This is a genomic window from Natronoflexus pectinivorans, assembly GCF_004345615.1.
In the GTDB taxonomy this organism is placed as follows: Bacteria; Bacteroidota; Bacteroidia; order Bacteroidales; family Marinilabiliaceae; genus Natronoflexus; species Natronoflexus pectinivorans.
In genome coordinates this window covers 131,647-157,850 of sequence record NZ_SLWK01000010.1, presented here as the reverse complement: position 1 = coordinate 157,850, position 26,204 = coordinate 131,647, and the positions used below count along the sequence as shown (strand labels likewise).

28 protein-coding genes are annotated in these 26,204 nt (G+C 40.9%); 3 read left to right on the top strand and 25 right to left on the bottom strand.

The features are described 5' to 3' along the window. Positions 1 to 296: integrase core domain-containing protein (locus EV194_RS13025; protein WP_165921893.1), on the top strand; the 296-nt coding region annotated here is incomplete at its 5' end. 90 nt (positions 297 to 386) lie between these two features. Here EV194_RS13025 and EV194_RS13020 read toward each other — a convergent pair. From EV194_RS13020 to nifH, 15 genes are all read right to left on the bottom strand, one after another. Continuing rightward, positions 387 to 803 (bottom strand): TOBE domain-containing protein, encoded by a 417-nt coding sequence (locus tag EV194_RS13020; RefSeq protein ID WP_132434474.1) that lies wholly within the window; start codon positions 801 to 803, stop codon positions 387 to 389. 18 nt (positions 804 to 821) lie between these two features. Next, entirely contained in the window at positions 822 to 1,586 is a 765-nt protein-coding gene (modA, locus tag EV194_RS13015) for a molybdate ABC transporter substrate-binding protein (protein WP_132434473.1), read from the bottom strand. 24 nt (positions 1,587 to 1,610) lie between these two features. Further along, entirely contained in the window at positions 1,611 to 2,096 is a 486-nt protein-coding gene (gene tsaA / locus EV194_RS13010; RefSeq protein ID WP_132434472.1) for a tRNA (N6-threonylcarbamoyladenosine(37)-N6)-methyltransferase TrmO, read from the bottom strand. Positions 2,097 to 2,153: 57 nt separating this feature from the next. Further along, on the bottom strand, positions 2,154 to 2,486 hold the full coding sequence (locus tag EV194_RS13005; RefSeq protein WP_207916046.1) for a winged helix-turn-helix domain-containing protein: 333 nt from the start codon (positions 2,484 to 2,486) through the stop codon (positions 2,154 to 2,156). A gap of 2 nt (positions 2,487 to 2,488) precedes the next feature. Next, positions 2,489 to 2,749, bottom strand: coding sequence for a TOBE domain-containing protein (locus EV194_RS13000; RefSeq protein ID WP_132434470.1), 261 nt, complete (start codon positions 2,747 to 2,749; stop codon positions 2,489 to 2,491). Between the two features lie 58 nt (positions 2,750 to 2,807). Further along, complete coding sequence (locus EV194_RS12995; RefSeq protein WP_132434469.1) at positions 2,808 to 4,022, bottom strand: homocitrate synthase/isopropylmalate synthase family protein; 1,215 nt, start codon at positions 4,020 to 4,022, stop codon at positions 2,808 to 2,810. A 159-nt stretch (positions 4,023 to 4,181) separates the two neighbouring features. After that, positions 4,182 to 4,490, bottom strand: coding sequence for a (2Fe-2S) ferredoxin domain-containing protein (locus EV194_RS12990; RefSeq protein ID WP_132434468.1), 309 nt, complete (start codon positions 4,488 to 4,490; stop codon positions 4,182 to 4,184). Between the two features lie 191 nt (positions 4,491 to 4,681). Next, positions 4,682 to 5,953 carry a nitrogenase cofactor biosynthesis protein NifB gene (gene nifB, locus EV194_RS12985; protein WP_132434467.1) on the bottom strand — a complete coding sequence of 424 codons (1,272 nt, stop codon included), beginning with the start codon at positions 5,951 to 5,953 and terminating at the stop codon, positions 4,682 to 4,684. A 73-nt stretch (positions 5,954 to 6,026) separates the two neighbouring features. Further along, positions 6,027 to 7,412, bottom strand: a complete 1,386-nt coding sequence (locus tag EV194_RS12980; protein WP_132434466.1) for a nitrogenase component 1 — start codon at positions 7,410 to 7,412, stop codon at positions 6,027 to 6,029. 93 nt (positions 7,413 to 7,505) lie between these two features. Beyond that, positions 7,506 to 8,969, bottom strand: a complete 1,464-nt coding sequence (gene nifE / locus EV194_RS12975) for a nitrogenase iron-molybdenum cofactor biosynthesis protein NifE (protein ID WP_207916044.1) — start codon at positions 8,967 to 8,969, stop codon at positions 7,506 to 7,508. A 361-nt stretch (positions 8,970 to 9,330) separates the two neighbouring features. Next, positions 9,331 to 10,710, bottom strand: a complete 1,380-nt coding sequence (gene nifK, locus EV194_RS12970) for a nitrogenase molybdenum-iron protein subunit beta (RefSeq protein ID WP_132434465.1) — start codon at positions 10,708 to 10,710, stop codon at positions 9,331 to 9,333. 131 nt (positions 10,711 to 10,841) lie between these two features. Continuing rightward, positions 10,842 to 12,464: a nitrogenase component I subunit alpha gene (locus EV194_RS12965; RefSeq protein WP_132434464.1), complete on the bottom strand. Its 1,623-nt coding sequence runs from the start codon at positions 12,462 to 12,464 to the stop codon at positions 10,842 to 10,844. Between the two features lie 24 nt (positions 12,465 to 12,488). Beyond that, entirely contained in the window at positions 12,489 to 12,854 is a 366-nt protein-coding gene (locus tag EV194_RS12960; RefSeq protein WP_132434463.1) for a P-II family nitrogen regulator, read from the bottom strand. Between the two features lie 114 nt (positions 12,855 to 12,968). Next, positions 12,969 to 13,292, bottom strand: a complete 324-nt coding sequence (locus EV194_RS12955) for a P-II family nitrogen regulator (protein ID WP_132434462.1) — start codon at positions 13,290 to 13,292, stop codon at positions 12,969 to 12,971. A 117-nt stretch (positions 13,293 to 13,409) separates the two neighbouring features. Next, positions 13,410 to 14,234 carry a nitrogenase iron protein gene (gene nifH, locus EV194_RS12950; RefSeq protein ID WP_132434461.1) on the bottom strand — a complete coding sequence of 275 codons (825 nt, stop codon included), beginning with the start codon at positions 14,232 to 14,234 and terminating at the stop codon, positions 13,410 to 13,412. A gap of 570 nt (positions 14,235 to 14,804) precedes the next feature. On the opposite strand from nifH, the gene EV194_RS12945 reads away from it, so the two are divergent. Further along, positions 14,805 to 15,227, top strand: coding sequence for a hypothetical protein (locus EV194_RS12945; RefSeq protein ID WP_132434460.1), 423 nt, complete (start codon positions 14,805 to 14,807; stop codon positions 15,225 to 15,227). Between the two features lie 55 nt (positions 15,228 to 15,282). Then, positions 15,283 to 16,929 (top strand): ABC-F family ATP-binding cassette domain-containing protein, encoded by a 1,647-nt coding sequence (locus tag EV194_RS12940; RefSeq protein WP_132434459.1) that lies wholly within the window; start codon positions 15,283 to 15,285, stop codon positions 16,927 to 16,929. 148 nt (positions 16,930 to 17,077) lie between these two features. On the opposite strand, the gene EV194_RS12935 is transcribed toward EV194_RS12940, so the two are convergent. The 10 genes from EV194_RS12935 to EV194_RS12890 all read right to left on the bottom strand — a co-directional run bounded on the left by EV194_RS12935 (position 17,078) and on the right by EV194_RS12890 (position 26,143). Further along, complete coding sequence (locus EV194_RS12935) at positions 17,078 to 17,710, bottom strand: T9SS type A sorting domain-containing protein (protein WP_132434458.1); 633 nt, start codon at positions 17,708 to 17,710, stop codon at positions 17,078 to 17,080. A 154-nt stretch (positions 17,711 to 17,864) separates the two neighbouring features. Continuing rightward, positions 17,865 to 18,416, bottom strand: coding sequence for a hypothetical protein (locus tag EV194_RS12930; RefSeq protein WP_132434457.1), 552 nt, complete (start codon positions 18,414 to 18,416; stop codon positions 17,865 to 17,867). Between the two features lie 268 nt (positions 18,417 to 18,684). Continuing rightward, the gene (locus EV194_RS12925) at positions 18,685 to 20,001 is read right to left on the bottom strand and encodes a T9SS type A sorting domain-containing protein (protein ID WP_132434456.1); all 1,317 of its coding nucleotides are present in this window, start codon (positions 19,999 to 20,001) and stop codon (positions 18,685 to 18,687) included. 99 nt (positions 20,002 to 20,100) lie between these two features. Beyond that, complete coding sequence (locus EV194_RS12920) at positions 20,101 to 20,907, bottom strand: hypothetical protein (RefSeq protein WP_132434455.1); 807 nt, start codon at positions 20,905 to 20,907, stop codon at positions 20,101 to 20,103. Continuing rightward, positions 20,900 to 21,598, bottom strand: a complete 699-nt coding sequence (locus EV194_RS12915; RefSeq protein ID WP_132434454.1) for a hypothetical protein — start codon at positions 21,596 to 21,598, stop codon at positions 20,900 to 20,902. The genes EV194_RS12920 and EV194_RS12915 overlap by 8 nt, the downstream gene beginning before the upstream one ends. 279 nt (positions 21,599 to 21,877) lie before the next feature. Further along, entirely contained in the window at positions 21,878 to 22,498 is a 621-nt protein-coding gene (locus EV194_RS12910) for a hypothetical protein (RefSeq protein WP_132434453.1), read from the bottom strand. Positions 22,499 to 22,805: 307 nt separating this feature from the next. Then, positions 22,806 to 23,060 (bottom strand): Nif11-like leader peptide family natural product precursor, encoded by a 255-nt coding sequence (locus tag EV194_RS12905; protein ID WP_132434452.1) that lies wholly within the window; start codon positions 23,058 to 23,060, stop codon positions 22,806 to 22,808. Between the two features lie 181 nt (positions 23,061 to 23,241). After that, entirely contained in the window at positions 23,242 to 23,646 is a 405-nt protein-coding gene (locus EV194_RS12900) for a NifB/NifX family molybdenum-iron cluster-binding protein (RefSeq protein WP_132434451.1), read from the bottom strand. 174 nt (positions 23,647 to 23,820) lie between these two features. Next, positions 23,821 to 24,297, bottom strand: coding sequence for a GNAT family N-acetyltransferase (locus EV194_RS12895; protein WP_132434450.1), 477 nt, complete (start codon positions 24,295 to 24,297; stop codon positions 23,821 to 23,823). A gap of 277 nt (positions 24,298 to 24,574) precedes the next feature. After that, entirely contained in the window at positions 24,575 to 26,143 is a 1,569-nt protein-coding gene (locus tag EV194_RS12890; protein ID WP_132434449.1) for a sigma-54 interaction domain-containing protein, read from the bottom strand. Positions 26,144 to 26,204: the final 61 nt, after the last annotated feature.

Genomic DNA, 26,204 nt, shown 5'->3' with positions numbered 1-26,204 from the left:
TGTGTGAATCTGTGTATGAAAACATTCATATAGAACGAGTTAATGGTACAATCAAAAATGAATATCTTTGTAATTTCCGTATCAAGAACCTCTCACAATGTCAAAGAACGTTGAAAAAGGCGGTTGACGCCTATAATGTTGGTCGTCCTCATGAAAAATTGGACTTCAAAACTCCTGCCGACTTTGAAAAAAGTTTGTTTGAAACTCCTTTTTCTGAGCGACCTTTAGTTAACATATTTTCAAATCAAAACAAAAAAAATAATTCAAATGTCAGACAAGGCACTCTTTTTTTTTAGCAAAACTTATGAATATTAATCACTCAAAAAGTCAACCAATATCAGGACGCCTCATCCTCCGTTCACCGTTCACCGTTCACCGTTCACCGTTCACCGGTTTCCGTTCTCCGACTTCATCAGCGATATCTCGTTTGCTTTAATGAGGGCTGTGACTTTGGTTCCGGTTTTGAGTTCAAGTGCTTTTACCGACCTTGTGGTGATGGCAGAATAGATGGTGTGTCGGCCAAATGTCAACTGGATTATACTTAAGAGCTCTCCATAGTTAATGGTTTTAACTGTACAGGGCAACTTGTTGCGAAGACTTATTTTTCCTGATAAATCAACGGCCAGAGATAGTTCCGATTCTTTAAATGCTGCTGAAACTGATGCTCCTATGGTTAACCATTCCGGTAATTTGTCTTCATCCACAAGCAGGGTCGATAGCGGGCAACTGTCCGATTCTAAATCGACCAGTACCACTCCTCCTGATGCGGTGATGTTTTTAATGATGGCGGGTATTTTGTTCATGGTGGTCTCTTTTTTGTGTCATTGTTCGACTGAATTGCCGGGTGTTTCAAATCCATATTTCTCGAGAATTGTGACGGCTGCGGGTGACGTTATGAATTTTGAGAACTGCTGTGCAGTTTTGTTGTTTGCGGCACGGTTTAGTATTACAAATCCTTGATGAAGTGGCTTGTGCGTGGTGTCATCAATTAAAAAATAACGTCCTCGATTTTGCATATTGGGCGCAAGAGCCAGGGAGAGTGCTAAAATTCCCACCTGTGCATTACCGGTGAGGCAAAACTGAGCTGCTTGCGCAATGTTTTCGCCAAATATCAAACGTTGTTTAATCTGGTCGTAAATTCCATAGTGGGAGAGGGTTTCAACCGCTCGTTCGCCGTATGGTGCATGAGAGGGGTTTGCGATGGCAATTCGGGCACGCGGGTTTTCTGCCAAAACTTCAACTCCTTGACTCACATCTAATGAGCTGCTCCATAAAACGATTCTTCCAATGGCGTACATAATTGGTTCATCTGTTGTCAGTCCGGCTTCAAAAAGTTTTTGCGGATAACTGATGTCGGCAGAGAAATAGATGTCATAAGGTGCACCGCCGTTAATAATTTGTGTAAAAACGTTTCCCGAAGAGCCATAAATGACCTCAATGTAGGCGTTTTTATGTGCTTTCTTGAATTCCGAAACGATTTCATCCATGGCAAAACGTAAATCTGCCGCGGCAGCGATTCTTGTCTTTTGTGCAAATGAGGCTATGCTTACTACTACAACCATCAACCATAGGAATAATCTTTTCATAGTCTTTTATTTATTGTAAATCTGTTATTTAAACCTGTCATCCGATTTCAATAAGTTCTCCGGCAAATTATTGTATTGTTTCATCCATCCGTCTTCTGCATGCGTTCTGTTGTCAAATTTTGGGATAAATGGCTTTATATCCAGCAATGGTGTTTCGTTTAGCATGTCCACTTGTTCAATATGGATGATGTTTTTTTCGATTTTAATGAGTTTTACCGTTGATATTCCAATGGCATTTGGCCTTTTGGGGGCTTTGGTGGCAAAAATCCCGTGGGGATTTTTGTCCATGAATGGAGTCGTCATCAATTCATAATTGGTTATTTTATGAAAATGATAAATGAGAGTAATGTGCGAAAAGCCATCCAGGTCTTTCAGTCCATCTTCAAACTTTGGCAAAAGTTCAACGTACCCTTTGCAGCCATCGGCTGCAATAGGCTGTATTGGCATGTTCTCGATGCTGGTGAAGGGAGTAAATATTTTTCCTATGGGATAAAACTGTATGGATTCCATTGTTTAATTATTTAAATTTCGATATCAACTAAAACATATAACGCAAATTAAAAAAAATCAAAAAGCAATTTCGGTGTTGAGTTTTTTAATCAGTGATTTTATATGCGATTCAATATATTGGAACTCTTTTAGTATCCGTTTTCCGTATGGGGTTAAGACAGCACCTCCGCCATTGGCTCCACCTCGTTGTTTTGCGACCAATGGTTCCGGTGCAACGCGATTCATTTCATCAATCATGTTCCAGGCGTGTTGGTACGATATACTCAGATGCTTTGCTGCGCCGCTAAGGCTTCCGTGCGATGCGATTTCTTGTAAAAGAGAGGTTTTGGAGTTGCTTAAAAAAGCAACTCCGTTCCTTTTTATGTTGATATTGCATTGAATATCTACCATAACTATTTGCAGCCACAGCCGCATTTATTGTCTGACTCCTCTTTTTTACATTCACAGGGAATTCCGATAATCACCTCTGTTGATTTTATAACAGCAACGGCATCTTTCCCTACTTCTAACTCCAAATCGGCAATGGCATCTTTGGAAATAATGGCGGAAATGATGTTGTCATTTCCTAAATCTATCATCACTTTTGAGGTGATTAGTCCTTCTTCTATTTTCAGGACTTTTCCTTTGAGTTGATTTCTTGCGCTTAGTTTCATGTATATATTATTTGTTTATAAATGGTTACATGGGACTCGTTTCATATAATATGTTAATTTATTCATTTATCCAGTCTTCTTCAATTTGGCTCAGCGAGGTTCGCATCAAAACCACCGGGTTTTCGGTTAATGTACTTGAATTCTCGTGGAGCAATTGGTTGTATATGTCCATTAATTCAATCTCTTTTATTGGCGTTTTATAAGTTTCTGCCTGTTCTTTTACTCTGGAGAGTATTTCATCGCAAAACTCGTCGGATATCTCAATTTGCAGATTTTTAAAGAAATGAATAATGCTGTTTCTGCCGCTGTGTTTTCCAAAAACAAAGGGCGTTTCTTCACGTCCGATGGATTCGGCATGAATCAGTTGGTATGAATTTCGGTCGCGAATGATTGAAGCGGTATGGATTCCGCTTTCGTGCGTTAAAACCAGGTTCCCGGTGATGGGTTTTGACGGATGTATGGGGCGGTTTGAGGTTTTGGCAACCATCTCGCTCAGTTGAGAGAAAAGGGTGGTATCCAGTTCGCAACTTATTTTTTCTCCAACTTCGAAAGCCATTGCCACCTCTTCAAGAGCGCCGTTTCCGGCTCTCTCACCAAGTCCGTTAACGGTTACGCTAAAACTTTGCACGCCGGCATCGTAAGCTGATAGAATATTGGCTGTTGCCAATCCCAAATCGTTGTGAGCATGAAATTCGAAGGGGATGCTGCCGTGGGTTTTAATAATGGATGAAAATAACTGAGAGGTTTGTTTTGGCGTTAGTGTTCCCACTGTGTCAGCAATTCTGATGCGTGCAGCACCATATTTTTCTGCTGCATCAATGAATTCGTTCAGGAAGGATGTTTCGCAACGCGAACCATCCTGTGCTCCCACAGTTACAAATGGGAACAAATCCAAGGCACGGGCTAATAGTTCTTTAATATTCTTCATCACCCAAACCCGGTTTCTATTCATGCTGTTAAGAAGAATATCTGATACCGGAAAAGAGATGTGTACTCCGTCGGTTCCGCAGCGTGATGCAGCCAGAATATCGTCAATGGATGCGCGACACCAAGCAGTGGTGATAAAGCCAAACCCGGAAGAACAGAGATACCTTATTTCGTTGATTTCTTTGTTTCCCATGGCCGGGGTTCCAATTTCCACTTCAGTGATTCCCGTTCTGTCAAGTAAATGGCATATGGCCATTTTTTCAGCCAAATCGAAAACCACTCCGGGAGCTTGTTCACCATCCCTCAGAGTAGTGTCAATAAAGTGTGGAGTTTTTACCTTTGCCATACATCTGTTTTTTTATAGAAACCTTCGCGGTTTATCCCGGAATGCTTGTTTGTCAGCGCTTGATAAAAAGCATCACTACCAATCTCTGCCATGAAAACAGAGCCGGAATAATTAACCGCGAAGGTAATTTTGGGTTAATCTGGCCTTTTCTTTTTGATATTAATTGGATATGAGATACTTCTCGCAAGCCTCTCCTTCTTCCAGTGAATCCAGTATTTCGTCTATGGCTTCCTCGTTTTCAACTTTCCCGTACCAAAAATTATTCGGATGGATAACAATCACCGGTCCTTCGGTACATACATTTAAGCATCCGGTGGTGGATACCGCTACATCAAGACCGCGGTCGGTTGCTTCTTCGGTGATGTATTGCAACAAGTTGGTTGCACCTTTTTTATTGCATGCACCTTGTGCATCGCCTGCAACTCTGAAAGAATTACATACAAGAATGTGGAATTCAGGTTTTTTCATTGTAGAGAGATTTTTTAATGTTGTATGTTTAAAGTTAAAAGTTTAAGGTTTGAAGTTTTAAGTTTTAAGTTCTATGTTTAAGGTTCAAGGTTTTAAATTTAGAATTTAGTTAATCATACTCTGATAACTGATGATTGCTCACTACTCACTGCTCACTGCTCACTGCCCACTGTGAACACTGCTCACTGTCCTTAAGCACAACCCTGTGCATTCCCTTTGCAGTTGCTGCCGCATCGGAAGGCGTCTTGTTTGGCAATGCTTCGTATGGGTTTATGGTTATAAATGCCGTCTAATCCTTCGTCAATAAGTCCGGTCATTTCTATGATTCGTGTTCCGCAGCTGTTGATGATGACCTTAGGATTTTCGCCAACTCCTGAAACCAGTAAGGCACGGCAATCTTTCATTAATTTGGCCATATCCAGCCATCTATTGTCTCCGGTTCCTGTGGGTGGAGCCGCTCTCTCTTCTACAAACTGAAAGCCTTTTGGCGACTGGCGGTAGATGTAGAATGATTTGGCCTCTCCAAGGTGCATGTTAACCAGCAACCCCTCACGGGTTGCGACTGCAACATAAGGCCTTTCCTGTTCGGTAAAGGGTTCTCTTTTTGCAAATTCTTTCAACATAACATGGGTGTCTTTTAAATCTTTTCCTAATAAACCTGCGGCATCGGCTCTGCATCTTGAGCAATGCGACATCAATTCAATATGTTCCGATACCTGCATGCGGGTTTTAAATACCATTTTTGAATCGGGCTGCTTCAGGTTTTCGAATTCTGTCCCTTTTGTAGCTATCATGGGAATGCAGTTGAAAACATCTGCTCCCAAATCGGCACATACACGAGCCACTTCAACTATATGTTCGTCGTTTATCCCGGGCATAATCACTGAGTTTATTTTTACAATGATTCCTTTCTCTTTTAATGCAGGGATACATTTTAGCTGTTGTTCAAGTAATACTTTTGCGCCTTCAATCCCGCGATAAACTTTCTTGTTGAACCTTACCCATTTATAAACACTTGCAGTGATGGCCGGGTCAATGGCATTGATGGTGATTGTGACATGCGATACGCCAACCTGGGCCAATTTGTCGATGTGTGGAAATAGATTTAAGCCATTGGTTGATACGCAAAACAGCTTGTCCGGATAGGCGGATTTGATTCGCTCCATCGTCTCCAAAGTCTCTTCGGCATTGGCAAAAGGGTCACCGGGGCCGGCAATTCCTACAACGGATAGATTATCCAGTTTATCGTGCAGCGCTCTGAAATATTCAAATGCCTGAAAAGGTTTCAGTACAGTTGATGTAACTCCTGGGCGGCTTTCGTTTACGCAATCGAATTGGCGGTTGCAGTAATTACACTGAATATTGCAGCTTGGGGCAACCGGCAAGTGTACCCTGGCATGGGAATGCTTTGCTTCCTTATCGAAACAGGGGTGGGCGGCGATGGTATTGGTTTCTTTTGTCATGACATTTAATGTTTAAAGTTTTATGTTTTAAGTTCTATGTTCAACTTCAAACCTTGAACATAAAACCTCAAACTTATATATACTTATACCCAACCGGGCTGTTCTCCTGTTTATATTCTATAAGCGCATTTACTATGCGGTCAAAAAGTTCTTGAGTGCCGCGATATCCAATGTGGTGCATGCGCGAAGCTCCAAATCTGTCGTGTATTGGAAATCCAACCCGCACCAATGGGATTTCCATTTCACGGGCTATGTAATATCCTTTGCTGTTACCAATCATGATATCGGGTTTGAGTTCCTGCATCATTTCACGCATGGTGGCAAAATCGGAACCGTCGGCGTATATTGTTTCATCGTTTGGTCCTGTTATTTCGTTCATAGCGCTTTTTAGTACACCGCTGGAAGCTCCGGAGGCTACCAGCACGGGAACAATCCCAATCTCCTTCAGAAAAGCGGATGTGGCAATAACAAAATCTTCTTCTCCGTAAACCACAGCACGTTTGCCGAATACATATTTATGGGCATCCACGTAAGCATCTATCAACCTGCCGCGCTCTTTAACGTGTTTTTCGGGAACTGGTGATTCAGAGAATTCAGACAGTACATTCATGAATTTGTCAGAAGCATCAATTCCAATTGGCATGTTTAACTGATGGTTGGAAACCGACATTTTTTGTTGTAACCATTCTCCGGCGCTGTGAATGGCACCGTGCATGTTTTTTCCTCCACGATTAAAAACTGTTCCAAATTCGATGGTGGCTTTTGCAGAGCCGGTTTTCTCCAAATCTGTTATGGGTGTTCCTCCTGTGGGTATCAGTTGATATTCATGAGTGTGTACGTTGTCCAGAGTTTCCGAATAGTCGGGGAATATGGTGGCTTTAATGCCTAAATCGATGCATAATTCTTTGAGATACCTGATGTCGGCAGGGGTAACGAACCCCGGGAACAGATTGATGTGCTCTTCTTTTTTTGCCTGCATGGCAAATCGGGCTACGGCCGCAATAGCGGCCTGATGGAATCCGTTCATGTGGGTTCCGCAATAACTGGGCGTAGCCACATTGAAGAAAAGAGGCTGACCTCCGTTATTCATCTGCTCAGAGTAATCTCTCACAAGTGCATCCACATCTTCTCCAATGGTTTCGCTCAGACAAGTGGAGGCAATTCCAATGACTGCGGGACGGTACTGTTCAATGATATTGTTGATGCCGGTTACAAAATTCTGACCTCCTCCAAAAACTGCCGCTTCTTCACTGAAGTTGGTGGAAGCAATATCTACGGGTTCTTTGTAATGACTAATCATGTACCTGCGAATGTAAGTGCTGCAACCCTGCGACCCATGGATGAGTGGTACGCAACCCTCGATGCCTTTAAATACCAGCGATGCACCCAATGGAGCACACAACTTACATGCATTCCGGGTGGAAGAAGTTGCTTTGTTTATGGAGTTTAAAGTTATCATGGCGTTTTAGGTTCTAAGTTTGATGTTTAAGGTTCTATGTTCTATGTTCAAGGTTCTATGTTCAAAGTTTATAGTTTTTAGTTGATGGTTTTGTTATCGGGTGAATTTCCAAACGGGACTCATGATGGTTGCGTGTATTTCTTTGGCGAAATTCATCATGCCTTCGTATCCGGCCAGGGCTTCTTTTCGCTCGTGGTTATGGTCGCAAAACCCGATTCCGATTTTGTAGGCAATGGGGCGTTCTTTTACCCCTCCTATAAATACATCGGCTTGTTTCTCCTTTACAAAATTGGAAAGCTCAACAGGGTTGGAGTCGTCCACGATGATTGTATCTTCATCACTGAGTTTTTTAATGATTTCGTAATCGTCTGCATTGCCGGTTTGTGAGCCAACAACTACGGTTTTTACACCAATCAGTCGCAAAGCTTTAATGAGTGAAATGGCTTTGAAAGCACCGCCAACGTAGATGGCGGCTTTTTTCCCTTCCAATTGGTTTTTATACCATTGCAGAGACGGCATCAATTTGCCTATTTCATCTTTCACAATATCCTGTGCTTTGGCCATCAAGTCATCACTTTTGAAGAATTTTGCTACTTCGTATAAAGCATCGGACATGTCTTCAATACCAAAATAGGAGACCTGCATAAACGGGATGCCGTACTTCTCTTTCATCAGGCGGGCAAGATGCGACATAGAGCCTGAGCATTGTACCACATTTAGTGAGGCATTGTGCGCGTTGCGGATGTGGTCAACTCGTCCATCGCCTGTAATGGTGGCGTTGATATGAATGCCCATTTTTTTGTAATATTCGGTAAGAATCCACAACTCTCCGGCGAGGTTGAAATCTCCCAAAATGTTGATACTAAACCAGGGAGTTGGTAAATCAAGAGTTCCTACCAAGTTGAACAAGGCTTCGCAGGCTACTTTGTATCCATCTTTTTTTGACCCCTGAAATCCGGGAGCTTGCACCGGTAGAATTGGGATGTTTTTGTCCTGAGCCACTTGTTTACAAATTTTCTCCACATCATCCCCAATAATTCCAACAATACAGGTGGAGTAAACAAATGCTGCTTTGGGACTGTATTTGTCTATAAGTTCCACGAGCCCCTTGTAAAGTTTAGGTTCTCCTCCAAAAATGACCTCTTTCTCGCTCAGGTCGGTGGAAAAACTCATGCGGTGCAGCTCCGGACCTGAGGACATGGCTCCGCGGATGTCCCATGTGTATGCGGCACAGCCAATGGGTCCATGAATGATATGAAGCGCATCGGCAATGGGGTACAAAACTACCCTGGAACCGCAAAACACACAGGCCCGCTGACTTACACTCCCTGCAACGCTGGGTTTGTTGCAGTCCATCTTGCCGGTTTCAACTCCGGAACGGGCTACCTGCCTTTGACGTTGTGTGAGAATGTAATTGGCCATAGGTATAGTTAGTCTTTGCAAGAAAACGCCAAATACTTCGTTATGCTCGTCAGAAAAATACTCATTTACACAAGTTAGACTCCGTTTTTTCTGACTTCGCAAGCCTTGTCTTTGACTTTTTCTTATCAAAGACATGGAGATTCATATTGGTTTTTTCAAGCAATTGTTAATAATAGGTTCACTATAATAGATATAAATATTGTGCCATAGATTATGTGTTGTTTATAATCAGATGTTTAGAACTAGGGGGTGATTTGATGGTTTTTATCAAAAACTACTTTTTGGTAGATTTTGATGTTTGTTTCTACAAGAAGGTAGTTCGGAGGGCGGTTTTATTCTTGTTTTTGAACAGTTTCCTTTACTCTGATTACTTTCGTTTTTGGCATGTAGGACATTATTTAAAACGCCGCCGGGATAATTCCCGGCGGCGTTTTCAGGTAAAAGTAAAAAACGTGTTTTTATTGTTCTTTGTCTTTTTTCTTACAATGAACCAAATTTACATTTGAAGCTCGATTTTTTCTTCTGAACAGGTTCTGTCTTCGTGGTCGAGCAATGCTCCTAATATTTGTACCACAAGATTAGCAGCTCCCTGGTAGCCGGTTTTTGGCATGTAGTTGTGTCCTGAGCGGTCCATAATAGGGAAACCGAATCTTACAAAAGGGGTGTCCTCATCACGTGCGATGTATTTTCCGTATGTGTTGCCAATAAGCAGGTCAACTCCCTCTTGTTTAATCCACTGGTGCATCTGAAACATATCGGCTCTTTCGCCGCTTTTGAATTTGGCCTCAGGAACTTTTTCGAGAATCTCTTTCATTCGTGCATCGAAAAGTTTCCCGGGAGTTCCGGTTACAACGTAAACCGGACGCATATCAAGTGAAACCAGGAATTCCGTCAATGGAATCAGTGTGTCCGGGTCACCCCAGAGGGCAACTCGCCTTCCGTAAAGCAATCTTGCACTGTCGGCAATCAGGTCAACCAATCGTCCTCGCTCGTTAGTGATTTCATCTGGTACCGGAACATTTGCATGACGGCTCAAAGACATCAGAAAACGGTCGGTGGCTTTCAGTCCGATGGGGATGTCCACCATCTCAAATTTCACCTTACACTTATTCTCCAGAGTTTTGCAGGCATCTTCGGTGGAATATGGACCCATTCCTATGGAGAATTTGCTGTCGCCGGTGGCGGCCATATCCTCCAAGGTCGTTCCACCGTTGGGGTACATGTGGAATTTCCCGTCCATGGGAGCATCCAAAACGCCGGTTAAGTCAGGAAACATAATGGTTCGGGCTTCCAGAACTTTTGCCAATCTTTTAATCTCTGCCATATCGGATGGTTCCATCCAGCCTGCCACAAGGTTAACCACATTTTTCTTTTTGGGAGTGGCTGTGGAAAAAGACTTCACGAAAGAGGTTACCTGGTTGGCGTAACCGGTTACGTGGGTTCCCACGTAACTGGGAGTGTTGCAGTAAATGACGTGTTTCCCTTCGGGAACGACCCCGTCATCTTTTGCTTTTCCAATAATGGCCGTCATATCATCACCAATGGTTTCTGATAAACAGGTGGTATGTGCGGCAATAATATCAGGTTCGTACACCGTGAAAATGGTGTTAATGGATTGCACCAGGTTGGCAGTTCCTCCAAATACTGATGAACCTTCGGTGAATGAGCTTGTGGCAGCCATAACAGGTTCTTTGAAATGTCTCGTGAGAGCACTTCTGTGATAGGAGCAACAGCCTTGCGAACCGTGGCTGTGGGGAAGGCATTTATGCAGTCCCAGGGCTGCATACATGGCTCCCACCGGCTGACAGGTCTTGGCGGGATTAATGGTCAACGCCTGCCTGTCTATCTCTTTTGGGGTTGTGTGTCGTAATAACATAATTAATCAGGTTTAAGAATTAATGTGAAAAAGGGTGAAGGGTAAGAAGGTAAAAGGGTGAAAAGGAAGAAGGTAAAAGAGAGAGGGCGTAAGAAACAGAGCTGTCAGTCACGAGCTCCCCCCCCCTTAACCTAACAAGCATAAACAGCTTCAATCATCTCTTCTTTTTCCCATGGTGCTTTCACTTCTTTCCAAATGGATGTGGAAACCATCATGGCAATGTCGTTGTAAAAATTGATGGCTCCTTTAAATCCGGCGTATGGACCACCTGAATCATAGTTGTGTAACTGTTTTAGAGGTACTCCCATTTTTTGAACCACATATTTTTCTTTAACTCCGGCACAAAAAATGTCTGGTTGGTACATTTCAATCAGTTTGTCCATTTCGTAATGACTTAGGTCGTCAATAACAAGGGTTCCTTTTTCCATCTGAGGCATCAGGCCTTTGTAGTCATTGTACTCAAGGTCAACCTGCTTTTGAAGTTCCTCCAGTTTTTCTTTAGTCATACGCTCTTTGTAGCGTTTCTCGTCACGCTTAACTGTGATTTCTTCAATGTTCCGGCTATCAGCATCAATTTTAATAGAAGGTATAACACGACGTCCTTCGTAATCGTCGCGGTGACCGAACTCGTAACCGGCAGCAATGGTTTTGATTTCTAGCTCTTCAAATAAATCCTGATAATGGTGAGCTCTGGAACCTCCCACGAAAAGCATAGCTGATTTTCCGGTGGTTTTGGGTAATACAGCCTCTCTTGCTGCATTTACATCTTTCATCTCTTCGGCAATTACTTCCTCAACTTTGGCCTTCAGTTCGTCGTCCTCAAAATAGGCGGCGATTTTCCTAAGTGCTTTAGCTGTGGAGTCTGCACCAATCAGGTTTACCTTAATCCATGGAATTCCGAATGATGTTTCAAGCATCTCAGCCACATAGTTAATTGACCTGTGACACATAACCAGCGAAAGGTCTGCCGTATGAGCCTGTTCAAAAGATGAAATGGTTGAGTTTCCGGAGAATGTGGAAACCAGTTGGATACCACATTTTTCGAAAATTCTTTCAATTTCGAAGGCATCACCACCAATGTTGTATTCTCCCAACATGTTTATGCGGTATTTGGCACTTCCCACCATGGTGTCGTCATTGCCTATAAGGTTTCTGTAAAGCTCGTTGTTGGCAATGTGGTGACCAGCCGACTGTGAAACACCCCTGTATCCTTCGCAGGAGAAACCAAAGACGTTGATTTTGTTGTCAAACTCCTCCCTCATCTGTTCTGCCACTTTGTGCACGTCGTCACCAATTAATCCCACAGGGCAGGTGGAGAAAATGGCAACGGCTTTGGGATTAAAGAGTTCGACTGCCTCACGAACGGCCTGTTTTAGTTTATCTTCACCACCAAAAACGATGTTGGAGTCCTGCATATCTGTTGAAAAACAGTAAGGTATAAAGTTCTCATCCGCATCACTGGTGGTTGATGTTTGGTTTCTTCGGGTTAACCAGGAATAGAACCCGCATCCAATTGGTCCGTGAGTAATATTCACAATGTCTCTGGTGGGGCCTAAAACCACACCTTTACATCCTGCATAGGTACAACCTCTTTGGGTGATAATTCCAGGTATGGTTCGTATGTTGGCCTGAATTTCCGGGATGTTCTCAGGGTCGTTGTTGATGATGGCTTTGGCTCTTTTTTTTGCCACCTTATTGGGATATTTTTCTATCACCGTTTCCCTGAATTTAGCCAGGTCTTTTTTATTTTTCATTCCCATAATCGTGTCCTCCTTACTTTAGTCAAGCGTTAAATCTCCTGATTCTCCGTTACGAACCCTGATGGAATCAATGGTATTGACTACGAATATTTTTCCGTCGCCACTTTTACCGGTGTGATTGGCATCCATGATGGTTTTTACGGCTAAATCTTTTTTGTCGTCGGTTACAACCAAAGTTATCAATCGCTTTGACTTGAACCTCGGTGTATCGGAGATGAACTCGTGGAGCTGTGGATTAACCTCTTCGGCCTTTTCCAGGTCGCCGTGGCCTTTACCCCGCCCCAGTACCGCCATTGCAGTGAACGAAGGCAATCCTGCGTCCGAAAGAGCCATTTTGGTCTCCTGCATCTTGGCTATTCTTATGATGGCTAGTATTAGTTTCATGTAATTCAGTTTTCATTTTTAGTTTATTGTTGATGGTTTTTTAGTTTATGGTTTTTTAGTTTATGGTTGATAGTTAACTATAAACCCAGAACTCTAAACTCTAAACTTCAAAAGTTATTCCTTATATCCCGATGAGATGGTGTATGCCTCTTCTACCGGTGTAACGAATATTTTTCCATCACCAAACTGTCCGCCATCATCTGATCTCGCTGAATTCATAATGGTTTCAACAACAAAGTCTTTGTCTTTATCCTGAATTACCAGCATCAACATCTCCTTTGGTAGTTCATCGTAAGTAACTGTCCCTACTTTCAGTCCGCGTTGTTTTCCGCGACCAAAAACCGGAAGTTTTGTAACAGCCGGAAAACCGGCATCAAATAGTGCTTTAAGTACTGCCGGTGACTTTTCCGGACGTACGATGGCTCTTAGCATATACATAGTTGTGAGTTTTATTGGTTTTTAATTGTGATGAGTTTTGCAGTAAAACTGTTTTTACATCCTAACATTTCTCTTTCTTAATGTGAAAATCTAATCCTCTAATTTCTAATTGTCTGTTTAATTAAGGACTCCAAAATCAATAAGAAGTTTTTCCAGGTCGTCAATGGCAAGTGGAGTAGGAAGCACAAACATTTTGTTTTCATCAATTTTTCTGGCCAATTCGCGGTACTCGTCAGCCTGAACATGGTCGGGCGCGTGGTCGATGACTGTTTTTCTGTTAATCTCTGCATGCTGAACCATGTTGTCACGAGGTACAAAATGTATCATTTGTGTGCCAAGTTTTTTGGCAAACTCCTGAATCATATTGGCTTCGTTGTCCACTTTTCTGGAGTTGCAAATTAATCCTCCTAAGCGAACTTCACCGGCTTTTCCAAATTTTGCAATAGATTTGCAGATGTTGTTGGCAGCGTACATAGCCATCATTTCACCTGAACATACAATGTAAACTTCCTGTGCTTTTCCATCTCTGATGGGCATGGCGAAACCTCCGCAAACCACATCACCAAGTACATCATAAAATACGTAGTCCAGCTCTTTGTCATCATCATAAGCTCCAAGTTGTTCCAGAAGATTGATTGAAGTAATGATACCCCGGCCGGCACAACCAACACCGGGTTCAGGGCCTCCGGATTCTACACAACGGGTTTCACCAAATCCGGGTTTAAGTACATCTTCCAGCTCAATATCTTCCCCTTCGTCACGAAGCGTATCAAGAACAGTTTTCTGAGCAAGACCGTGAAGTAATAAACGGGTTGAATCTGCTTTTGGGTCGCAGCCTACAATCATTACTTTTTTTCCGAGTTCAACCAGTCCGGCCACTGTGTTTTGGGTAGTGGTACTTTTACCAATTCCTCCTTTTCCGTAAATAGCAATTTTTCTCATGGCATTTAAAGTTTAAGTTAGTTCTTTGGTTTGGGGTATTGAAATAAGTGTGCCGAACCATGCCATTTGCTTTTTAGGTTATGATTGGATTTGTGTATGTGTGTTGAAAATCAGGAGTTAAAAAAGAGTGAAGTTGCCTTGTTTTAATTAAGTTTAAATAAGGGGTGGCTCAGTTTCTTAACATTATGGTACCTATTGTAAGTGGAAACTACAAAAATGTAGGAATTTGGTGGTTCAGTTTTTATTGAAATTGCTTCTATAATAAAAAGATGTTGTTTAAGTTGTAGATATTCAGTTGTGTATGAGTTTAATTTGGTTGTAAATCAGGCTTTGGCCTGATTTATGATTTAGCATTCAATGTCGTTTAGTTAATGAAAAATTATAATCGCCTGCGCTCACCTTTATATTCCCCAAGGGGATGCCAATCCGCGCGTAAGGATTTCCCCCATGGGGGATTATGGGGAGCGGGAAGGAAAAATGCCTTAACTAAACGGCATTGATTTAGCATTTGAGGTTATATAAATCATCAGCTAAATATTTTTTTCAATCAACATCTAAACTCAATTGTTTATGGAAACTCAAACAATTACCGCTGATCAGGATTTTATAATTCTGGCACAAGAGACACTTAATGAAGCCAATCGTTTTTATTCAATCATTGAAAAAGCATTGAATGGATCATCTAAATTTAGTGACGACCTCAAATACAGTATGATTTTGATGACATTGGAGAAGTATTTTGTGGCTCTAATGGCTTGTTACGAAGAATTGCCTACCCACCATGTGCCATTGGGATTGTATCGGGAGGCCGAAGCTCTTGAAGCAGAGCTAACCGCATCCATGAAGCAAACTTGTATTTTGGTTGGAAAGTTTGAAGGAATTTGTTCCCTTGAGGATTTCGGATATCGTACACCTTCTCCTGCAGATTTAGCTGCCATGCTCGAAGGCATGGCAGAAATTAAGTCGTTAACGGAGAGAAGGGTTTTGGGATAATATTCCAATGTTTCTGCCTATATTTGTCGCTTAAATTTTTAACAGATACAGATTAATGATTTCAGTTGACGGATTGACAGTTGAGTTTGGTGGAACCACATTATTTAAGAACATTTCTTTCGCAATAAACGATCAGGATAAGATAGCCCTCATGGGCAAAAATGGAGCGGGCAAATCAACCTTGTTAAAGATTTTGGCAGGCGTACGTGAAGCCTCGTCGGGCAGAGTTACTGTGCCACAGGATGCTGAAGTTGCCTATTTGCCGCAGCATTTGATGACGGAAGACAATCGGACAGTTTTTGAGGAGACTGCTCAGGCTTTTGCACACATCAATGATATGCAGACTGAAATAGACGAGATCAATCACCAGCTTTCAATTCGTACCGATTATGAATCAGAAGAGTATTATGAGTTGATTGAGCGCGTTTCTCTCCTGAGTGAGAAATTTTATAGTATAGAGGAGGTCAACTACGAGTCCGAGGTGGAGAAAATTCTTGTTGGACTAGGGTTTTCCCGGAGTGATTTTAATCGTCCTACCACCGAGTTTAGTGGTGGTTGGCGAATGCGCATCGAACTGGCAAAAATATTGCTCAAAAATCCAGATCTCATTCTGTTGGATGAGCCAACCAATCATCTCGATATTGAGTCCATCCAATGGCTGGAAGATTTTTTGGTGAACAATGCAAAAGCGGTCATTGTCATTTCACACGATAAGGCTTTCGTAGACAATATTACCACCCGCACCATTGAGATTACCATGGGGCGTATTTACGATTATAAAGTGAATTATACCCAATACCTAGAATTGCGCAAGGAACGTCGTGAGCAGCAACAAAGACAATATGAGGAGCAGCAAAAAATGATTGCTGATAATAAGGTGTTTATTGAGCGGTTTAAAGGCACTTATTCCAAAACCAATCAGGTGCAAAGTCGGGTGAGAATGCTTGAAAAGCTGGAGCTTGTGGAGGTAGACCAGGAAGATAATTCGGCTCTTAGATTGAAATTCCCGCCATCGCCCAGATCCGGCAGTTACCCGGTAATTGTTGATGAGGTGACAAAAAGTTATGATGATCTGAATGTTTTTTCCAATGCTTCGCTCAGTCTGAAACGAGGAGAAAGAGTGGCCTTTGTTGGTCGCAATGGGGAAGGAAAATCTACGCTTGTGAAATGCATTATGGGAGAAACTGATTTTGAGGGGAAGCTCACCGTTGGGCACAACGTTAAGATTGGTTACTTTGCGCAGAATCAGGCATCCCTTCTCAATGAAGAACTTACGGTTTTTCAAACCATTGACGATGTGGCAGTGGGGGAGATCCGAACCAAAATTAAAGACCTCCTGGGTGCTTTTATGTTTGGTGGAGATGATATTCATAAAAAAGTGAAAGTGCTTTCTGGTGGAGAGCGTACCAGGCTGGCCATGATAAAACTCCTGCTGGAGCCGGTTAATTTGCTCATCTTGGATGAGCCAACCAATCATTTGGATATAAGAACAAAGGACATCTTGAAGAGCGCCCTAATGGATTTTGATGGAACACTTATACTGGTCTCTCATGACCGGGATTTTCTGGATGGGCTTGCAGAGAAAGTATATGAGTTTGGTAATAAACGCATAAAAGAGCACCTTGGGGATGTGCAAAGCTTCCTGACAAAGAAAAAGATGGACAATTTAAGAGAGGTTGAAAGGTTGGTGGCGAGGAATTGAAAGGTACGACGCTAAATCACCCCATCTTCATATCTGTGTTTTTGAGCGCGTTGCATTTTGCTACACGGAGAGCACAGAACTGTCACAGAGAATAAAAAACCTCAGTGCATCGCCATGAAAACTCCGTGCCCTCCGTGTAACTATACCATTATTTCACCACCAGCTTCTCGCTGAAAACCTCCCCGTTGTATGTAACAGTTACAATGTAGAGGCCTTTTTGCCAGCCGGAAGTATTTAGGGATAAGTAATTGTTTTCGATGTTTTTTTGTCTGGTTATGAGCTGTTGGCTTGCATTATATATTTCTATCGTTAAATTTAATGGTCTCTCTTTTATGTATATTGGGTTGATGTTAAGGTAAATAGTAACTTCCCCTGCGGTAGGATTCGGACTTATGGTAAATGTTGAGTTCACTGATATGGACTCATTCATGGTTGTCAGGTCAGTGTGTTTCTGTTCAGTGTCATCCGGAATGCTGTTTATAGGCAGCGTTCCGGCAATTATAAAGCCGGAACGAGTCAGGTAGTTACTCCATCCACATGTATTACCGGTTCTTACGCTTGCGCTGAAAGGCAGATCGTACCCGGTTATGTTTGCTGTTCTAACAGTAATTGAAGCAGAACCTTGTCCCCCGGTGATGGTACCTCCCGAAACAGTCCATTGATGCGAGAGATTTGTCCCCGGGTTAATACTAAAACTATATACCTGGTTGCTGCCAAATTTTATTCCATTGTTTGAAAAACCGAGAATAGACGTTGGAGTATCCGGAACCCCTGCCCGCACTTTTTGTTTTGGCAATAGAATCTCTCCACAATCCGTTGTTAGGGTAGCTCATATACTCTATAATTTATTTTTCAGTTGCCACATGGAACTCGCCAACCCAGTCATCCTCCTGTGTGAGAACTAGTTCTCATGGCTCGTTTCATCTCGTTTTGGTTTAGTTCACTTCAAATTCAACTTTGAATTTTTTCTGCGGTATGTCGAAATCCCAGAATGTAGCATCAAATGTAAATTCAACCACGTATTTCCCAGGGGGGAGAAATTCATTATTAGAATAATCAACTCGCCATCCTTCTGGAACGAGACTCTTTTCTTCATCTCCTGTCCAGCTTACTACAAGCAGATAGCTCTTATTGTGCGGTATGGAATATCCATAGATATCAATAACCTGAACCACAAGATTCAAGGGAGACCCTATTTTCTGACCATCCCCGGATGAATTTTTCACCAGGAAAAGCTGCCCGTCATAAGGCCTGAAATTGAGCAGGGATATGGCTTGGTCTGACAAATTTTTTATTTCCAGCCTGAACAATATATCCTTCCCTTCCTGAAAGGTGGTTGTTGACTCTCCTGCTGTATTCAGCAGCTGAAATTTCACTTCGACGGGATGGTTGGGTATGGCATCGTTTTTTGAGCATCCTGTACCCAGTGCGAAAACGAGAATTGGAATAAGTATTCCGATTCGCTTTAGTACCGTGTTATTTGTCATGGCTTTTTCATTAAAGTTTATATCAGTTTTACCGACATGATGTCTAGCAAATAAAGATTTAGCAACACAGAAAGAACAAAGTTCTTCGTAGGAGTAAACAGTAAAAAATCATTTAAACGATGATGTTAAATATACGAAAAGGTTGCGAATCAATTTTTTGTTTTTCAGTAGGTTATGTTGAGAGGAAAACACGAAGCTCTTTAAAAGAGCATAAGAATTCCTCTGTGTAACTCTGTGCTTACTCCGTGCTCTCTGTGTAGCGAATTCCTTATTTCACCACCAGCTTCTCGCTGAAAACCTCCCCGTTGTATGTAACAGTTACAATGTAGAGGCCTTTTTGCCAGCCAGCTGTGTTAATGGTATGTGAATTGCTGTTAATGTTTCTCTGATGGGTGATAAGCCGTTGATTCTGATCATGAACTTCGAATTCCCAGATTTGGGATGACATAGAATTCAAATCCTCACCAGAACTTAATTCCAATGAAACAGAAGTTTCACCAGTGGCAGGGTTTGGGTAAATTTTAACCTGCACAAGTGGGGCGAATCCAAAATAGATATTCTTTGTTACAGTACTCCATCCGCATTCTGCGAAATAGCTCAACCGGAATGTATAGCCACCAGAATAGTCTGTCGAAAACGGAAAGGTCTGTCCGCTGGCTAACCTGTTGGGAATACCGCTTTTTGGTGGAGCAATAATGGTCCACCTGTAATGCCCCGGATCAGGTGAAGGATTGTTTAAGTGGGCTTTAACTAAGTAATTGGTTAAGATTGTTCCGGAATGATAAGAATTCATTCCATCTATATCATACAGGAGAATTGCAGCGTTTTCATTCCCAACTCTGGAAATATTTTTACGAATCTCGAATGAGCTTCCACACATGCTGATGGTTGCTTTTACAAAATGTGAAGTGCTGAATTCGCCCGTACTTGAGACAGTTACCTGGGGTGTGTTTTGGCCGCTGATTACAGTCAGACTGTTGCTTGTGGTCCAGTTTATGGCATCTACAGAGGGAAGATTATTAATGGAATATGGAGCCTCATCGCAGATTGTGGTGGGGCCGGAGATAGCATATGCTAACTTATAGTATCTTCTATACGACATTTCATAAATAGAAGGCCCTTGTGTTGGATAATGTCTCATTAGAGGGGCACTACCCCACTTCGATTCATATTTTCCAGCTACAGTTTTTGATTTAATAGCAGAATGATCACCATTATAATAAAATATTTTTTCACCATTATTTTCGGTTGTCTCTACATAACTGCCATCAGTCCAATATTTCCAAACATTAGAATTCCCGTAACTATCATATTGGTTCATCCAAACTATTTCTGTATTTCCCTCCGACATATGCCATGCATAGTTATGACAATTGTATCTTTGGCTTGCAGGAGCCAGGACATTTTCTTCTCCGTAAGCCACTTTATATTGGTTCGTAGTTATCGTTATCCATTCAGTTGAACCTTCAGAGCGAATAAGGGTTTGTACCGGACTTCCGTTTGGCGTATATAAGGTTACATACTGTGCATTACAAAAGAATGTAAATGCCAGAATCCCAGTCAAAAATAAATATATCTTTTTCATCTGTTTATATTTTGTTTTTTATTTGTCAGATGGAACATCCATGAATAATCATTCGCCTGTGTGTCACTTTTACTAGACATGGATGTTTCCTGTTGATTCCTATTTAGAATTAACGAATCTTTTCCCATTATCTAAAATTATCTGCTTTACCTGCCTAAGTTCTTCTAATGTGTTCACAAAAAACATAGACGTTTCGAGAAACAGTTTTAATACATTATTTTCGGACACCTCTTTAACAAAAGGGGAATATTCCGAATTTAGAAGAGTTCTTCCGATAAGCATCCAGGAGGTGTAACTGCCAAGTTCACCGTGGACGCCTGCTTCTTGTCTTATACTGTCTTTCTCAAATATAATAGTTATTAAATCCTTTTTTTCATTATTACTTAATTGTGTGAGAAAATCAGATTGAGAAATCAGTAACTCTAACATTAATGGCTTGAACATATTATCTCCTCTGCAAACTGCATCAACAAGGGATATTCGTATTAACAACTCTTTTCCTGCGTCTTTACGTAAAAGCAATTCTTTATAAGCATTATTGCTATAAAAAACCGTTTCAAAGTCTTTTTGTGCATTCCTGCCCCCTATCTCATGTATAGGCTCCGAAGAAAACGGGTACTCCCACAAAGCTTGTATAACTGCCTGTGTGGACATTTTTTTTAATATCGTTATAGGAATTGCACAAGCATCAATTTTTTCCTGTGTGGAAGTCATCTCTTTCCATTGATTCATACAAGGACGAATGGGATAGTCATATGAATCATCCGGACGCGGCATATTCATATAGCTAATGAGCAAATCAAAACTCTCCTCGCAATAGTACCCGTTATTTGTATCTTCTTTTTCACAGGAGATAAAAAAGGCAAGTAAAATGGGAATAATATATGTTCGTATTGTTTTATTCATTAGTTTGAGTATTAATCATAGAAATTGTTTCCAACTGGTTATTGCTAATAGAATTATAGTTTGCAATAAAATCTTTTAACAATTGGTAGTTTTTATTTTCGGGGTTTATTTTATTTATTATTACTGAACTTAATAAAAGCGATGTCTTGATACCACTCATACCGTAAACATCAATATGCTCTATTTTTTTCCCATATTTTACAACAGTCATCTTTCTCAATTCTTTCTGCTTTTCTACACTCAATTGATTAATAAAAACGTCCGATGATAATAATAATTCTATGTACTCAAAATGTAAGACAGAACTATATTCTCCTTTTTCTATATACCCTTCTTTTTCTTGTATTTTCATTCGATCGTATATTTTCATAAGAGCGATTGTTCCATCCTCTCGTTCACTAAGTTCTCTCAATCCATTAAATTTTTCTATCATTAACGAGATTGCCATTCTCTCATCATTAAAGGCTGTGTACTCAAAAAATAATGGATATTTTATACATAATCTTGCAAGTTCATCAGTTGATATTCGTGCAAGAATGTCATTCGGTATTTGGACTATTTTCAATTGTTCTTCACTTGATATTATGCAAGTCCATTCCTCTGTTCCCGGCTTCACTGGGTAATCCCAGATTTGTCCGAAAACAAATACAGGATAGAACAACATAACTAAAAGCATTTTTTCTGTTTTCATAGTGTTAGATGTTAAGTAAATAAAAGAATTAAAACAAGAAGCTAAAATGCAATCAAGCCGAAAAGCACAACAAGAAAGCACCATTTAAACAATGATGTTAAATATACGAAAAGGTTGTGAAGTAATTTTGTGTTTTACAGCAGGTTGTGTTACACGGAGAACGCGTAGCTTTCAAAATAAAATAAAAATCCTCTGTGTAACTCTGTGTTTTTCCCAATATATCCTTGTATCCACCTTCTCGTAAAAGGTTTTTATTGTTTTCAGCCCTTGTTTTTAAGATTACTGAACTCTAATAAAATATGCCGTCAACCTTGATTCGTATACTGCTAACGGATCGACAGGATTAAGGCCAATTGTTAACTTACTTGATGATATACTTGTAACATACTGGTGGTTGTCAATCTTCAATAAATAGTGCCGCTGATCTTCATTGTTATTTGATTCTGAAGAAATTTCGTATGAATAAGAATACTCGTCATCGATAATACCAATATGGTCTTCAATATCACTAATTATCATAAGTCTTCCATCAGGATAGAAATGATAGATGATATTATTGCATGAGTAATCTTCCGTTCGGAGTTCCCGGCTGGTACTTGAAAAAACTTCTCCTTTCACCAATTTCCATTTCCCAACGATGTCATCATCCGAACCGATCACTGAATCTACTGGACATTTAAGGCTATCTGTCGCAATGTCATTCTTTTGACATCCACCAATTAGCAAGAAACAGAGAGCAATTGTTACCAACAGCGGATATGCTTGTTTGGAGATAATTCTATACTGGTGATTAATATTACAGGGATCGAAGCTCACAATATACCCAATTATATATTTAGCGGGTTGTTCATCCTTCTCACAACCAAAAGCCATTCTCAATCTAAAAAACAGTGCTTTCATAACGTTAGATGTTAAGAGAACAAAAGAAATAAAACCATGCAAAACAGTAAACCCAAATGAGAGTTGAGCCGAAAAACACAACAAGAAAGCACCATTTAAACAATGATGTTAAATATACGAAAAGGTTGCGAAGCAATTTTGTGTTTTACAGCAGATTGTGTTGCACGGAGAACACTGAGTTATCACGGAGATTTTGCATTCTCTGTGTTGCTCCGTGACTTCTCAGCGCCCTCTGTGTAACTATCTTTTTGGATATGGTCAGTTTTTCGTTCACCGCAGAAGAAAACAGGAGGGGTGCACCAGGAGATCAGTTGCTTCTTTCAATCATGAACATCTTAAACCACATCATGATTTCATTTACGTAGTCGGCTTGTTCGTAGCTTTGGCATTTTACGAGCAGGCCATTGATGGCTTCTTCAAATTCTTGTGGGGTAAAATAGATATCACGGCTTTTCAGCAGTTCCAGAAGTTCCGGAAAGGATTTGCAGCTGTTGCACTCTTTTCTCAGTTCCTGGTCTGCCTCGAAGCTGTGGATAAATTTAAGCGCGTGACCTATGGACATGGCTTTTATTTTTAGGTAATTGAGACGGTAATACTATATGTCTTTGATGAGAATAGAAAATCAGCGTAGCTAAAACGTCAAAGACAATGCTTGCGAAGTCAGAAAAAAACGGAGTTTAACTTGTGTAAATTAGTATTTTTCTGACGAGTATAACGCAGTATTTGGCGTTTTCTTGCAAAGACTAATTGTGGCATATGGCCGGCTCACAAGACGAACAATTAGAAAAACACGTTGGTGTTAATTCACTCATACACTCTTCCATCCCATAAATCGGAAGACACCGAATTCTCAGTAATTCCAGGTTTACCAGCAAATCGTTACCAACCGATTTGTAAACTGTGAATCCTTTATCGCTAAATACTTTCAGAGCCATTGGCGAAACTGCGGATGCAATTACGTTGAACACACCATTGGATTTGAGTTCGTCCAGCATTTCGCTGTATCCTGCCGGGTTTCCGGTTGATTCGTACCAGGTTACATGGTTGTCTTTGGTGTCGAAAACACAGATTGAACCTGAGTCGCTAAAGCCGTTTGCAATTGTGTACCTGCTTCGGGAACTGTCAATTACGGGAATAAATACTTTCATGATGTTTAGGTTTTTAAAGATTAATATTTGAGTTTAAATCTGCGACTTAATTGTTAACTACCGGTTAATGATATATTACAATAAAACAAACTGAGTGCCAAAAGATGTAATGTGCAGTATTGTAGCCGATTGGTGTTTTTCTGGTTTTGTAGGATACTACATTTATGTAGTATCCTATAGTTGTATTTCCCAAAATTTCATTGGTGGTTTGCATTCACCAAATCCTGTTTTGCTATACAATGCCATGGCATTGTTATTATCCTCACGTACTTCCAGGTTTACTTTACAACAACCCTCTTCCTTGGCAATGGCTGTGATTTCATTTAAAAGAGCTTTCCCCAATCCTTTGTTTTGATGTTTTTGGGTGACGATGATGTCGTGTATATTGATGTAATATGCTGCCCTGAAAGTAGAGTAGTTAATGAAACAGTTGGCCATCCCGGCAAACTCATCTTTTTGTGTTACAAAAAGAACAAAAGCCGACGGATGGTTTCCCAGTTCTTCCAGCAGTTTCTCTTTTTTATCTTCAGAAAAAGGCTCTCCACAACCCATTGGGTGCAGCATATATTCATTCAAAAGAGAGAAAAAAGCCTGCTGATGCTCCTTGTCGTCAAAATCGCAATGGATAAACTCAATATCTGTATTTTGCATCTATATTTGTTTTTTGAGGTTGTCTCAAATCGTAAACCCCATTATAATTAACCTCGAAATCCCTTGGTGACTTTAAACCTCCCACTTGGGGGAAGTTTGGAGGGGTGAAAGCGAGGCTGCTTACAATTTGTAAGTGTTTAGAGATTGTTGGAGTTTTCTGTTTAATCTTGTCTATCAGTCTAATGTCTAATCCCGCAATGCGGGACTTCGCTTTGCTCAGTATCTTACATCTAATATTCTAAAAGGCTACTGATCTATTGAGTATCTTGTCAAAGTTCTATCCGTCTGCTTTTCTGGATTTGAATCTTTTGGGGTCAATGTTGTATTTCTTAATTCTGATGCCCATCATCCTTTCTGTGATTCCCAGATTTTTTGCCGCTTTTACCATGTTGCCCTTTGTGGCAACCATGGCATCCATAATGAGTTGTTTTTCATGTTTTTCCAGAATGGTTTCCAAAGTGCCGGTTTCACTTGTTTTGCTTGACACAGCAGTTTGTAACGTAGGAGGCATGTTGTGAGCACGCAGCACGCCATCGTTACTTAATATACAAGCCCTTTCCAGGCAGTTTTCTAACTCTCTGATGTTTCCCGGCCAATGATATACCATTAGTAAGTCAATGGCCATGGAGGTGATTCGCTTAATGTTTTTACCGTGGAGTTTATTAAACTTATCAATAAAGTGATTCACTAAAACAGGGATGTCGTTTATTCTCTCCCGCAGGGGAGGAACATAAATAGGAAATACGTTTATCCGATAGTACAAATCCTCCCGAAACTCTCCTTTTTGAATCAATTCTTCCAGATTGCGGTTGGTGGCACAAATTATTCTTACATCTGTTTTAATGGTTTTGGTAGCTCCAACGCGTTCAATCTCTTTTTGCTGGATGACCCTCAATAGTTTTACTTGTGTTGAAAGCGGAATTTCTCCAAATTCATCAAGAAATAAGGTTCCTCCATCGGCTGCCTCGAAACGTCCGGCACGGGTAGCAATGGCTCCGGTAAATGCGCCCTTTTCGTGCCCGAAAAGTTCACTTTCGATTAAATTCTCCGGCAAAGCAGCGCAATTCACTTTTATAAAAGGCTTCTCTTTACGATGGCTGTTTTGATGAATGGCATCGGCAATCAGCTCTTTTCCAACACCGCTTTCTCCTCTTATAAGTACAGTGGCATCAGTGGCAGCCACGCTTTCAATCAGCGCAAATACATCGCTCATTTTACCGCTGTTGCCAATAATGTTGTCTGATTGTATCTGGTTGCTTAAGACGCCTTTTAAAGTTTGATTTTCGTTGAGCAGCTGTGCCATCTCTTCGGCATATTCCTGTTTGCGTCGCACAGCCCGACCAATCATGGAACCTACAATTTTAAGCAAGCGCACATCTTCGTCGAACAATATATGGCTTTTGCCATATATTTTATGAAAACTAAGCGTTCCGATGGTCTCATTTTTATACCGAATAGGAACACAAATAAAAGAAACATCTTCTCCATTTACCTTTAAAGGTGTGCGCATTCGGTTTAGGTAGCTTTCAGATTCTCCGGTTTTTTTTATTAGAACTGCTTTGCCGGTTTCAATCACTGTACCTATAATTCCTTCTCCCGGTAAATAATTGATGTCTTTCTTTTCTTCTTCCGAAACGCCATATAGACCTTCAATAAAAATTTGTCCGCTCTCTCTGTTGAAGATGGTGAGAATGATACGTTCAGCCAAAAGATGCTCTCCAAGTTGAGAGATGACATGATTCAGATTAATGTCCTTGTTTCCAAGGAGATCGCTGAACTCAACCAGTAGGTTGAGTTCTCGTGAACCATAGCAGTTGTCAAGATATGTTTCAGGGTTTCGTTTCATACATGACCAAATAATTGTTTTCTGTTTTATTTAGGGGTAAAGTTACTAAAAGGATATGTAA